Origin of the sequence: Peribacillus sp. NPDC094092, assembly GCF_050279365.1 — a bacterium.
Taxonomy (GTDB): domain Bacteria; phylum Bacillota; class Bacilli; order Bacillales; family DSM-1321; genus Peribacillus.
Genome location: NZ_JBNNUC010000004.1, coordinates 253,567 through 266,552 on the forward strand (window position 1 = coordinate 253,567; position 12,986 = coordinate 266,552).

The following is a 12,986-nucleotide window of genomic DNA, read 5'->3' on the forward strand; positions in this document are numbered from 1 at the left end:
TCCGTTACATATTTTGTAAGATTATAAATATATAACTCCCTGTTTGTTTGAGAACATTCTTTAATTTTCTTAATTGAAGTATGAGTATAAGTGATATCTATCCCGTTTCAAATCAATCCAGTCTTTTAATTCTTGAAGCATTTTACTATGATTAGGGACTGAGTAATTAAAGTCTACTCGAGTATTAAGAAGGCTCATGTCATAATTAAAAATATTACATCTTTCAATCTCAACATCCTTTTTATTAAAAAACTTTTTAAAAAGAATCAACATTTCATATTTCGATATTTTATTTTTTGCGCCTAAGTGTACAAGACCATATATATCCTGTCGTATGCTCCACTCAATCATTCTAGCTAATTCAAGTGTTGTTATTCCGTTCCAAAATACTTTTTCATAACCTTTTACAGTTCCCTTCTGATTCATAAACCAATGAAATAGCCCAATCCCTTCTTGTTTTAATTCTGGTCCTATAATCGATGTTCTGATTGTTAAGTTTTTACCACCAGATACTTCCCCCAAACTTTTGGTTTTAGCATAAATGGATAGACCATCTTGTGGGTCATTTTCAGTATAATTTCCCTTTTCCCCAGAAAAAACACAGTCAGTGCTTATATGAATTAAACGAAAGCAATACTGATAACTGTAATTTTCTAACTTATGTGGAAACAGACTATTTACATAAATTGCTTCAGTATTCCTTATTCTTGCTTGATCATTAAGGATTCCGACAGCATTAATTACAATATCAGGCCTGATTCTTTTTATTAAAGTCTCTACACCTGATTCATCCTCGACATTTAATTGAATCTCTCTCATATCACTATCCATCTTATACCTAACGGTATACCAAACTTCATGATTAGCTTCGCCTGACAAATAATCTTTTATCATATGACCAGCCATACCTTGACCGCCAAATATAAGGATTTTCAATCCAAAAAACCTCCTTTTTCTAACATCAGCCTAATCTCATCTGGTGACATTAAATCCCTATTAGAATCATATTTTTCAAAGTTTGCTTTTGGAAAATTAGCATAATACTGATGGAGGGACAGAGATGGATGCGAAGGAAGAATAACAAAATACTTGTCATTAAATTCGTAGGTATGAGGCGCTTCATGGTTCGATACCAATACTTCATGTAATTTTTCGCCAGGCCTTATGCCAATCTCCTCTAATACTATCGATTTTTCGGGATAGTTCTTTATTAACACTTCGGCAAGATCGATAATTCGACAAGAATTCATTTTCATTACAAACGTTTCACCTCCTTGTGCCTCTAGGGCTGCTTCTAAAAGGAGATTAACAGCATCAGAGACTGATAAAAAGAATCGAGTCATATCATTAGAAGTTAAGGATACATTTCGCCCCTCTTGAATCTGCCTTTTAAATAATGGCACAACACTACCATTTGTTCCTAACACATTGCCCCCCTAATACAAACGAAGTTTGTTTCACTAAGACAATTGGCTTGTATCATAAGTTTTTCGCCAAGTGCTTTTGTTAACCCATAAAAATTGATTGGATCCACAGCCTTATCTGTTGAAACATCTATTACTTTCTTAACACCCGCCATAATACTGGCATTAATGACATTTAGGGTTCCATTTACATTTGTTTTTAGTGCTTCCTCTGGTTGAGATTCACAAACAGGGACGTGCTTAAGTGCAGCCAGGTGAAAAATAAAATCAACATTCTTACATGCTATTTTTATGGCCTCATAATCTCTAACATCTCCAATAATAAATTTTAATGATGGGTGATAATTAAATGCCTCTAACATAGTTATCTGGGCAAATTCATTACGCGAGTAAATACGAATTTCCTTGGGGCAATATTGTAAAAGTTTTCTTGTAAGTTCGTATCCCCATGATCCTGTACCCCCAGTTATTAAAATGGTTTTATTTTTGAACATTACCTTTCCCCCCCGGTAGAATACTTGTCCCTTGTCAAATGAAAGGGTCAACTTTCTCTAGTTAAATTATCACGAATGAGATGATTTATAATGTTATATTATGATTTTTTCATACTAATGTATGGGTAATAGTTGTCTAATCAAAAAATTATTAAAAAATTATTAAAATTTTAATACTTGCCAAGGGTCACCCATGTAAAATGGTAGGATTTAGCCGTTTCATTAAATTATAATTTTACATAAAATGACTATTAATAAAAATAAGGAAGTGTGTCGATAAATGATAGGCATTTATTTAGTGGTTTTTAACCAACTAGAAGATACTAAAAAATGTTTGGCCAGCCTCAAGGCAAATACAGGCTCTTCTTATAAACTTGTAGTGATTGATGATGCCTCTACAGACGGAACAGCATCTTTTCTCAAAAGCCAAGGTTACCAAGTAATCGAGAATAAACAAAGAACCAGCCAATCCTATAGAAATAACCAGGGATTAAAATATTTTTTAAACGATCCTGACCTTGAGTACATTGTTGCCATTCATAATGATATGACCTTCTATCCTAATTGGTTAGACCGATTGGTTGATCATTATAATTTTGATAGTAATATAGGTAAATTATCGGCCGACAGTTATCACCAATACGGGAAAAATGATCCAGTTGAAGCAGCCAATTTTATGCAATTACACCGATATCAATATCGGGATGGCAATGGAGGCCCTTGGATTATGAGCAGAAGAGTAATAGAAAAAGTGGGTTTATTTGATGAACAATATATTGGATGTGGAGGTTATGAGGATTGGGACTATAACAACCGAGTTAAACAGTTGGGTTATCTAGTAATGATTACCAAAGGAAGCGTGGTTTTGCATTTAGGGATGGGAACAAGGAAAAATTTAAACACAATTATGGAAGCCCAAAGCAACGCACTGGTATATCACAAGAAATGGAATACGTTTAACGAACAAATTTAAAGTAGATGACGGTGAAATCGTTTCATATAATGATTTCACCGTTTTTTTAAATCAAACATTGTTCTGAGAAACAGGAATGTTAATTATCTATCCTTTTTTGAACGTACTGCTCTATGACTGGCGGATGATTTCGATTAAACGGCTTGATTTCCCGGCCAGCAAGGATTTGTTCTGCAGGAATGTGGGAGACTGTATCGACAAGCCCCTCAATTTCTTCGTAATATTTAAACTTTTCTTTAATATATGTTAGGTGTTTTGTATAACCATAGTGTACATATTGCAAACGTGAATCGATAATTTTACTTCCTACACCTTGTAGATACTCATGAACTGGTTGAACCCAACGTAGGTTTTCGTGATTTCGAATTAAAAACTGCCGGTAATATCTCATATCAAAATCACTCTCATTTTGCATATGCCATACATCACCCATCAAATGGTAAAACCAACATGTATATGCATCTACTGTTTCATCTGATATGAGTTTTTTTATATTTGCAGCCAGATCCGGATAAAAAATTTCGTCAGCATCAACTTTTAACAGCCATTTTCCTGTCGCTGCTTCTAAGGCCAAGTTTCGTAATTTAGCAAAATCACCTCTTTCATTACAATTAATCAACCTAACTTTATTAAAAGACTTGGCAATTTCAACTGTTCTATCTGTGGATCCATTATCTACTACAATTATTTCATCAACAGCATCATAAATTGATTGAATAGAAAATGGAAGAAATTCCTCTTCATTTCTAACAACATACATAGCCGATACATTTATAGCCATGCTTAAAAACCTCCTACTTTTGCAATATTATAAAGTATTGTAGAATTCAAAGTATTTTTTTCCAATATTATTCCAATTTTTCTCTCTTAAATAATCATTCCCACTTTCTACTAACTTCTGTTGAAGCCATGGATTGTTAATTAAATGGTTCAACGCGCGCTTTATTGTATTAGCATCTTCACCGTTCATTTTGTAAACTTCATTTTCCAGGTCAGCAAAATATAATAAATCCGTTGTAATTATTGGCTTCTTTGCAGCTAATAACATTTTTACAGCAGCAGACGTTCCTTTTTGGTTGTGATCTTTATAAGGTAATATATTTATATCCATAGCGTGCATAAATTGCACAATTTGCTTCTCATCTAGGTAGTCTTTAATCCATATAAGGTGTTTATTCCTTGAAAATTCAAATTGAAGATGTTGGAGAAACGAAGAATATGTCCCGTTATTATTTAGATAATTGGGATAATGAGAAAGAAAGTAGCCTTTAATATTTGGGTATGTTTTCCTTAACTGATTGAGTGCTTCAATTAAGTTATCAATGCCTTTATGAGGGAAAGGAAAGCCAAAAAATCCTATAGCCGGTTCTCCGTCAATACGGTTGACCCTTCTCACCTGCTTTGCTGTCTTTAGAAGAAATGAACGTGTGCCCATTGGAATAACAACAAGGTTATCTGAAGGGAATCCCCAAATAATACACTGTCTTTTCATTTCATCAGAATGGACAATAACCCTTGAACTATTTTCAGCTACCACTTGATTATACTTGTTGAATTCTGAATCATCACTCCATGTATGCAGAGTGGTAACAATAGGAATATCCAAATCCATTAATTCTTTCATGACTGTCTTTAATAACTCAATAGGATATAGAGAATATTCATATTGAAAGTGAACAAGGCTAATATTATTTTGTTTGATTACAGATATAAAATTTTGATGTATAGAAGGTATAATGACAAATTCAATAATGTTACTTGTCGTATTGTTTATTAAATGCTTTGTATATTCAGCTATTCCGCATTCTTGCCCCCAAGTGGGTAAGACCATTCCAATTTTTCTTTTCATTTTGATGCCCCCAAATTGCTTAATTCAGAAAATACTTTTCCTATCATATTACTATTACTCCATTGGTGCTCAACTTCCTTTCTAGCGAGTAACCCTTTTTGTTGAACTTCTTTAGGATTTTCAACAGCGTAACGCATCAATTTACGAGTATCTGTAAGGGACGGTACAGCCCAACGGGAGCCATTATAAATATCATCATTAGGAATACCAAATCTAGGTATTAACTCAAGTCCCAAGGAAGGAATTAGATAGCCATTCTGTTGGTTGATAAAATCGAGATGAGCCGACCAATTTGTTGTAATAACCGGCAAACCACAAGCCATTGCTTCTAGTGCGGGAAGATTCCAACCTTCTCCTCGTGTTGGTATAATATAGCAGTTTCCAATGCCATAATACGATGGTATACTTTCAGTATCTAATCCTTCGGTAATAAGATTAATCATTGGAGGATTTACAATTTTCATTTGGTTTATCATTTCTTTTATTTCCTTAATAAATTTGTCACCATTTGGATCAAAATTACTCCCATCATATGTTTTAATCACTAATGCGACTGGATCATTAAATGTAAACTCTTCCAAGAAAGCCTTAAGTAATAGATCGTACCCTTTGCGGTAAACCCACTCAAAGTTGGAAACGAAAACAAAACGGCCTTCGGTATTAAATAAATTTAAAGGTTTAGCATTGAGATTGAAATGATTGGTATCTACACCAATAGGAATAACTGAGATTTTTTCTTTTTGAACTCCACTTTGTATAAAAGTTCCTTTATTAAATGTTGAGGGAACCCAAATTTTCTGCATTTGATTACATTTTTCAACCCAGTGCTTGGGAATACTATCACATTCAAGCATAGTCATTCCAATATTTATTCTCCCAGGAATAGGATGAAAGTCTTGTGCGATAGTAATATGAAGGATAGGTCCTTCCGGAAGGACCTGAGATCCGCTCATTTCTTGAAGTTGTTTTATTTGAGAGGGAGACAGCCCAGCATTAAGTTGACTCCAATCCTTAGGAATTATTCGGATCATGAAACCTAAATCCTTTAGGCCGAATACAATTGTTCGCAATGCCTGAGCGTATCCTGAAGCGTCAAAAGTTGGTCCAATAATAGAAATTTCCAATATTTATCCCCCTATCACCCATATATAATATGTGGTCTATCTAGCCACTCCAAATTTATCTGCCTTAAATTTTTTTTGAAATTGACTTTAATTGCAAATACAAAACACAATAATGATTAGAAATACTTTTCCAGCTGTTAATTCTCTTGAATGAACTTGCATTCATCACTAATTGGTTTCTTAAGTTTTCATTAGTTAGTACGTCATAAATTGCATTTGCTATAAATGAGGGTTCAGAATTAGAAATTTTATATACCTCATTTGTTAAGTCTGAAAATTGAAGAGACTCTGTTGTTATAATCGGCTTTTCAGCATTGAATAAAAATTTGACTGCCGATGAAATACCTACACTTCCGTATTGTATATATGGAAGAACAAAAACATCCATACCCTGAAAAGATTCAACTAGCGACTGCTGAGGTAAATACTCTTTGTGCCAGTATAGGTAATTAAACTGTTTGAATTTATTTTCAAGCTCATTTTGATATGGAATGGCAGAATGTGTTTTTTCAATTGAATTTGGTAAGTGAGAAAAAAAATGACCTTCTATTTCCGGAAAAAAAACCTCATTTAGTTCTTTTATTGCTTCGATAAGTTGAGAAATTCCTTTATTCGGAAATGGAAATCCAAAGAAACCTATACGAGGATATCCAGGTGGGTTTTTAGGGGAAAAATTCAGTGGTTTGTTAATAGAAATATCAGGACAGCCCATCGGAATTACAACTAACTTATTTTTTGAAACACCATCTTTGATACATATTTTCTTAAATTGATTTGAATGGACTATAATACAGGTACTAAAAAAAGAAATTAAATTATTATGATGTTTCATTTCGTGAGACCAAGAGTGAACTGTGGTTATAATTGGGATTTTTAAACTCATAAGGATTTTCATAGCATTTTTTAATTCATGGATATTATACATGGAATACTCATACTGAAAATGAACCATATCGATTCCCGCATATTTTAAGTTGATTGGTTGCAGCCTACTCAGATTTGTAATTATTTTAACATTTATGATTTGATCATTAATCCCATTAACTAACTGTTTAGTGTATTCAGCCACACCACATTCTTTTCCCCAATTTGGGATTACCATTGCAACTTTGATCATTCTTTTACCTCCAAGGAAAAGAACTAATTCTTAATGAAAACTGCTTCAGTCCATTAATGTAACCACGATTTCTTTATTTAAAAATCGTCTTGCTAATTGTTGTGATATATTAATAATTTATTAGGAAATAGGTCTATTACGCCTAGATGTTCAATACCTTATGCCAGTGGTGTGTGATGAAAAACACTTTTTTTTACTATTAAATCAGACACGGGAAAACTAAAAATTCTTTTTTTATAAAATATTGCCATACATCTCAACTCGAATGCATTCACAGGGATTTTGTTAACATTAGTTTTTGCAATCACGCCAAATAGATGATGAAATGTTTTATATGTTGTTTTTCGCAGTTTTACATAACAACAAAGTATTTTATATTTTGAACAAATTATCATTCTTATTTACTTTTATTAAATCAATTTTAGTACCATTCGTTTTTTACTTAGTTTCAATTATTTATTCAACAACTAATTTAAATCCACTAATATGATCTGTTTCTGTTTCTTATGCTAAGCGATTCAGCCAATTATTATATATACATTGTAAAGATTGCTGAATGGGTAAAGTAGGTTCCCAATTGGTTAGTTGTTTCAATTTTGAATAATCCCCTACAAAGTACGGAACTTCTGAAGGTCTCATTTTTTCCTTATCTATTTTAACAATTATTTCTTTATCTGAAAAAGAGAGCAGCATTTTGAGTACTTCTTGAATCTTTGTACCTTCCCCCGAACAAACATTGTAAACTTCTCCCGCCATACCGTTTAAAGCAACCATGTAATACGCTTTAACAATATCTCGGACGTCAGTAAAGTCCCTAATTGCTTCCAAATTCCCAACTTTTATTTCATTTCTGTGGATTTTCCCTTTATTCATTAAGGCTATTTGATAAGCAAAATCAGATGTAACAAAACCCAGTCTTTGACCCGGACCAATATGATTAAAGGGCCGTATATGAATAACATCTAATCCATACACATTGTGATGTTGCTTTATCATCATACCTATAGCCGCCTTACTTAAACCATAAGGATTAGCTGGATTTAAGTGTGTTTCTTCAGAAATTTTTTTTTTAATATCATAGACCTTTCCATACTCTTCTGAGGATCCAATGGTTATCAATCTTATGCACTGATCAACTTCCTTAATGGCCTCCAGCAACTTAGCGGTTCCTATTGTATTTATCTCAATAGTTTTAGAAACATACGACCATGATTCTCTTACATTACTCATACCCGCAAGGTGAAATATATGGGTGGGTTTTATCTCTTTTAATAGCCTAATAATTTTTTCTTTGTCTAACAAGTCAAGTTGATAAGTTGTCTTACGTGGATTCGCTTTTCTTGAAGTTCCAAAGACCTCTACACCTTGATTTTTTAATTCTTTCTTTAAATATTGACCCACAAATCCTGTTATCCCTGTAACTAATGCCCTCATAAAATCACACGATTTTTTTCTAAATCATGATCTACCATCATTTTCACTAATTGCTCAAAAGAAACCTCCGGTTCCCAATTTAATTTATCTTTCGCTTTTTCTGGATTTCCAAGCAATAAATCAACTTCTGCAGGGCGCATAAATTTTTCATCTTGAATAACATAGTCTTGCCAATTAAGTCCTACATGTTGAAATGCAATTTCAATAAATTCCTTTACCGTATGTGTTTCACCTGTAGAAATAACAAAGTCTTCTGGATTTTTCTGTTGTAACATAAGCCACATTGCTTTTACATAATCACCCGAAAATCCCCAATCACGTCTTGCTTCCAAATTACCTAAACGTAATTCTTTTTGTAATCCAAGTTTTATTTTGGCTGTAGCATCTGTTATTTTGCGTGTTACAAATTCTATACCTCTTCTAGGTGATTCATGGTTAAATAAAATTCCTGAACACGTAAACATTCCGTAACTCTCGCGATAGTTGACAGTAATCCAATGACCATATACTTTGGCAACACCATATGGACTGCGCGGATAAAACGGTGTATTTTCTATTTGAGGAGTTTCCATAACTTTTCCAAACATTTCACTGCTTGAAGCTTGGTAAAAACGAGCAAAAGGTTTAACTAACCGAATGGCTTCCAACATATTAACTACACCTAATGCTGTTGCCTGACCTGTATAAATGGATTGTACCCACGAATCACCAACAAACGATTGTGCAGCTAAGTTATAAATTTCATCTGGTTTGGATATTTTTACTGCGTTAATCAATGAGGACAAATCTAATAAATCACCAGGGATTAACTCAATTTCATCCAGTATATGTTTGATATTCTCAAAGTTAGGAATAGCAGTTCTTCTTTTAATTCCATATACTTTATAACCTTTGCTCAATAATAATTCTGCTAAATAAGATCCATCTTGCCCTGTTATACCAGTAATCAACGCTTTCTTCATACTACCAACTCCAGTTATTTCTTTAGACATAGCATATGATATTCTCACATAAAATAAATGACTAGACCAATCCCCAATTTTGACTATATTGTTATTTTAGTCACACAAAATTGTTAAATTTAATTAGTGATATTTTGATTCCTGATCTTCTAGGGTTTAAAACTATATCTATCCACTGATTCAAGAGTGATAAAATAAAAATATAATTATTTCTTCATGAACAATTTTTGTTACTCCTCTATTTTTTCATCATTCAGAGTATCATTAATTTTATGTTCTTGTGATTTGTGACAAATTAGCAACACGTTCTCAGTTATTGCAATAATCACTTCAAGTTTTTTTAGATAATTGTTGGTAGGAATCGAACGTATATGATTAATGAGTTAATTCCGTCTTCATTAATCCATTTCAAAGGATTTCAGTTTCCTATTGCAAATAAACTGGTATTGTAAAAATAGTAATAGTATTGATATTTTATAAAATGGCATAATTTACACTTAACTTTTTGAGAAGTGAATATTAGCTCTTTAGAGATTATTCATTAACTTCTTAAAATATGCTAATTAATTATTCCGATTTTTTCCAATTAATAAACAAAAGTTCAAAGTCCATATATATGCCAGTTTTCTGATAAACATTTTGATTCTATAAGTTCTTTTGCATTTTAAAGCCCAGGTCTTTCTATAACAAACAATTCTATATTGTATGTACCTTATTTCCGCTTCCATTCCCGTTCCCAGCCTGGGTGGTTTAATTCCTAATATTATTAATGCTACATCTTTTGGTCATTTTTTACACAAGGTTAATTATTACAAGAAAGGACTCATCATAAGAAATGTTATGTAAGCAGGCATAGCTACAAAAAAACTTTAATAATTAATTTAAGAAATTAAAGCGGGTAAAAAAATGAGATAATTTCTACTGAAGAAAAATAAATTTGTTTTGTCTTTTCTTTACGTTACATCGCCTAAACCGAGTATTCTTACCATTTGCTAAAATAATCTCTCACTTTCCGTTACCTTGATTTCTTATTAGAAAGACCTAAATTCCCCACATATATCTTAGATATATGTAAAGTCTTCCGTATCCGTACCTAACAAATCAGGCTACTCCATCGAGAGTAACTTCAGTATGATAATGATTTTGACTCGATAGTATCTACATAGCCGAGTTTATTACCAGTAATTTCAATTATGTATATTCTGAACTTTACTTCTTAAAAAATCTGAACTTGGAGTTAGTATAGTTTCAAGAACACATTTTTTAGTTAAGTCCTCACAATAAAAGCTTTCAATAAAGCACACTTGTCACAAAAGCTCTCAGAGGTTTTAGTTCTTCATACGGATCTTGGCTCACAATATACAAGCAGTGAGCTTACTCAACTTACCCAAAACCTCATAAGCAATCCTTTTAGTCAGAAAGTTTGCCCGTACGATAATACCTATATTGAATCCTTTCATGCCCTATTAAAAAAGGAAGAAGTCAACCAGATTCAGATTATCAAACAGCTAAATTAGCTATGTTCCAATTTATTGAACGTGGTATAACCGAAAAAGAATTCACAGCAGCTTAGGCTATCGAACCCCATAAGCCATTGAAGATCAAATTAGGAATAGCTTAGATTTAACTTTTTAGTTTCCAAAATATTGACTCAAATCCAAATTGAATCAAATTATTATTATTAATTTATGAAAGTTACTATTTTTATTCATTTTGATTTAAACGAGTTTTATAAATTCCACCAATAAATTGAGGTGAATATTTTAACTTAATTGTTCTTTTAGCTAGCATACCTATACGGCTAGTGAAGCTTTTGTCGTCAACAACTTTTTTCATAAAATATGCTGCTCGATCAATATGAGGTTCTGCCCATTTTTGATCTGTTGTATAAGGTCCGTAATTTCCATCAATATTTTTTAAAGTAAAATCAACTAAACATGAATTATTTTCATTCATAAAGTCAACGTTTCCCGACCAGTTGGTAGCAATCACTGGTTTCCCCAAATACATCGCTTCAGCAAGAGGTAAACCAAAACCCTCTGAGCGGTGAAGGGAAACTAAACTGTCTGTGACATACATTAACCCATTTACTTCTTTGCGGCTTAACACTTTGTCAATTAGAAATATATTATTAAACCCTATAATGCTTTGTTTTAATAGATTAACTTCGTTTAGAAAATGAGAAGCATTATTAATCTTAATAACTAAACCAGCGGTTGGATCATTTTGCGGAAAAGCTTTCTTAAATGCCTCTATGACCGCAAAAGGGTTTTTTCTGGCTGTTGTGCTGTGAAGATCGAACATCGTTAAAAATAGAAAACGATTATTTGGTAAACTAAAGTGAGTCCGATTTATTTCAGGTACTTCAACGGAAATTGCATGAGGAATAAAATGAACAGGTTTTGATGTCTTCGAAGAAATTGAATTTAATGTAAACAGTGAAGGAACCCAAATTTCATTTATTAATTCAAAGCTCTTTACCCAAGCATCAGGAAATTCAGGCAATTCCCAATGCCAATAGCCTATGTTATATCGATTGATAAACCATTCTCTTTTTAAGATGTTTAATGTATAGTGGTGATAAAGTTGGTCTGCATTTATAAAAAAAATATTAGTTTTATAAAAAGGTTTTTTAACTTCTTTGTGTTTCCAACTTAGATCAGTTTGTCTTGAAGGACATCTAGGAAAATTAATGATACCAAAAGGAACACCGACAGACTGCAGAGCTTTAGCAGCCGAGCGACATGCTTCTCCCAAACCTGATTCAGCTCTAGCATATCCGATTAGATTTACTCCATTTTTCATCATCAACACCTCATTTTCCATTATCTAGGTTCATTCCCTTTCAAAGGAATGCGTTTACCATTTCAATCTATTTGTTTCCCATCAGTTTTTTTATTTGTAAAACATAGAGGATATAATTCATTTAATAGTTCGTCTTACATAATTTGGATTTACATATTAATACTATATGTATAACCATTTTTTTTGGAACTACATTGATACCTTTAGCATCTATTGTTATTTCTACATTTAATCATTAATTTATTTATTAAAAAAGGACCCTTTAAGGTGTCAAGTAGAATTTATTCAACCTGGAAATGAGCCTTTCTGTTTGAGCATTTAACGGAGATTAAGAAGATGTTTGAAAACATTCATTTATTCATTTACATATGTATGTTGGGTGAAACCTAACGAAACACATAAAAAAGTTTTTGGGTCTACTTTTAGAGTTTCTGGAATTAGCGGACATCGTTAAGTAATTGGTCCTGGACATGGTCGAATACCCACGTTCTCTGGTGTTGGCTTCCATAAGAAAAAATTAAAATATCTGTTTTTGAACAGACTGAATATCATTTGCCTGTAACATTAGTAATACTTATGCATTTTTTATACGAAGCCAGGTTTAATCCATTCCTTGGACTCTTATAATAATTCCACGAAAAAATGGTGATTTTCACGAAGAATATATCGTAGAATTTGTTTCAGAGATCTCCTTTTTAAATAATTAACCTAAAGTATCTTTTATTTTATCTTAGCTAAACTACATGGATTTTAATTACTCCTTTTTACATTCACTTATAAAAAAAACGACGAACCGTGATAAAA

At 32.5% G+C, this 12,986-nt stretch carries 9 protein-coding genes and 1 pseudogene; 1 reads left to right on the plus strand and 9 read right to left on the minus strand.

The features are described from left to right. Nucleotides 1-69: 69 nt before the first annotated feature. Both ACQKNS_RS19615 and ACQKNS_RS19620 read right to left on the minus strand, forming a co-directional pair. Nucleotides 70-936, minus strand: coding sequence for a dTDP-4-dehydrorhamnose reductase family protein (locus ACQKNS_RS19615; protein WP_427644950.1), 867 nt, complete (start codon nucleotides 934-936; stop codon nucleotides 70-72). Continuing rightward, nucleotides 933-1,918 (minus strand): annotated as a pseudogene (locus ACQKNS_RS19620) (polysaccharide biosynthesis protein). Before ACQKNS_RS19620 ends, ACQKNS_RS19615 begins: the two are co-directional and overlap by 4 nt. A gap of 280 nt (nucleotides 1,919-2,198) precedes the next feature. Here ACQKNS_RS19620 and ACQKNS_RS19625 point away from each other — a divergent pair. Next, nucleotides 2,199-2,891: a glycosyltransferase family 2 protein gene (locus tag ACQKNS_RS19625; RefSeq protein ID WP_427644951.1), complete on the plus strand. Its 693-nt coding sequence runs from the start codon at nucleotides 2,199-2,201 to the stop codon at nucleotides 2,889-2,891. 79 nt (nucleotides 2,892-2,970) lie between these two features. Here the strand turns inward: ACQKNS_RS19625 and ACQKNS_RS19630 are convergent, their stop codons facing one another. From ACQKNS_RS19630 to ACQKNS_RS19660, 7 genes are all read right to left on the minus strand, one after another. Continuing rightward, nucleotides 2,971-3,672, minus strand: coding sequence for a glycosyltransferase family 2 protein (locus tag ACQKNS_RS19630; RefSeq protein ID WP_427644952.1), 702 nt, complete (start codon nucleotides 3,670-3,672; stop codon nucleotides 2,971-2,973). A 27-nt stretch (nucleotides 3,673-3,699) separates the two neighbouring features. Beyond that, nucleotides 3,700-4,740 carry a glycosyltransferase gene (locus tag ACQKNS_RS19635; protein ID WP_427644953.1) on the minus strand — a complete coding sequence of 347 codons (1,041 nt, stop codon included), beginning with the start codon at nucleotides 4,738-4,740 and terminating at the stop codon, nucleotides 3,700-3,702. Continuing rightward, nucleotides 4,737-5,864: a glycosyltransferase family 4 protein gene (locus ACQKNS_RS19640; protein ID WP_427644954.1), complete on the minus strand. Its 1,128-nt coding sequence runs from the start codon at nucleotides 5,862-5,864 to the stop codon at nucleotides 4,737-4,739. The genes ACQKNS_RS19635 and ACQKNS_RS19640 overlap by 4 nt, the downstream gene beginning before the upstream one ends. 64 nt (nucleotides 5,865-5,928) lie before the next feature. Beyond that, entirely contained in the window at nucleotides 5,929-6,981 is a 1,053-nt protein-coding gene (locus ACQKNS_RS19645) for a glycosyltransferase (protein ID WP_427644955.1), read from the minus strand. 504 nt (nucleotides 6,982-7,485) lie between these two features. Then, complete coding sequence (locus ACQKNS_RS19650) at nucleotides 7,486-8,415, minus strand: GDP-mannose 4,6-dehydratase (RefSeq protein WP_427644956.1); 930 nt, start codon at nucleotides 8,413-8,415, stop codon at nucleotides 7,486-7,488. Continuing rightward, nucleotides 8,412-9,377 (minus strand): GDP-mannose 4,6-dehydratase, encoded by a 966-nt coding sequence (gmd, locus tag ACQKNS_RS19655; RefSeq protein WP_427644957.1) that lies wholly within the window; start codon nucleotides 9,375-9,377, stop codon nucleotides 8,412-8,414. The genes ACQKNS_RS19650 and gmd overlap by 4 nt, the downstream gene beginning before the upstream one ends. Nucleotides 9,378-11,081: 1,704 nt before the next feature. Continuing rightward, entirely contained in the window at nucleotides 11,082-12,182 is a 1,101-nt protein-coding gene (locus tag ACQKNS_RS19660) for a glycosyltransferase (RefSeq protein ID WP_427644958.1), read from the minus strand. Nucleotides 12,183-12,986 lie beyond the last annotated feature (804 nt).

Coding starts and splice junctions, on each gene's coding strand:
- ACQKNS_RS19625 (WP_427644951.1), top strand. CDS start 2,199: ATGATAGGCATTTATTTAGTGGTTTTTAACCAACTAGAAGATACTAAA.
- ACQKNS_RS19630 (WP_427644952.1), bottom strand. CDS start 3,672: ATGGCTATAAATGTATCGGCTATGTATGTTGTTAGAAATGAAGAGGAA.
- ACQKNS_RS19635 (WP_427644953.1), bottom strand. CDS start 4,740: ATGAAAAGAAAAATTGGAATGGTCTTACCCACTTGGGGGCAAGAATGC.
- ACQKNS_RS19645 (WP_427644955.1), bottom strand. CDS start 6,981: ATGATCAAAGTTGCAATGGTAATCCCAAATTGGGGAAAAGAATGTGGT.
- ACQKNS_RS19650 (WP_427644956.1), bottom strand. CDS start 8,415: ATGAGGGCATTAGTTACAGGGATAACAGGATTTGTGGGTCAATATTTA.
- gmd (WP_427644957.1), bottom strand. CDS start 9,377: ATGAAGAAAGCGTTGATTACTGGTATAACAGGGCAAGATGGATCTTAT.
- ACQKNS_RS19660 (WP_427644958.1), bottom strand. CDS start 12,182: ATGAAAAATGGAGTAAATCTAATCGGATATGCTAGAGCTGAATCAGGT.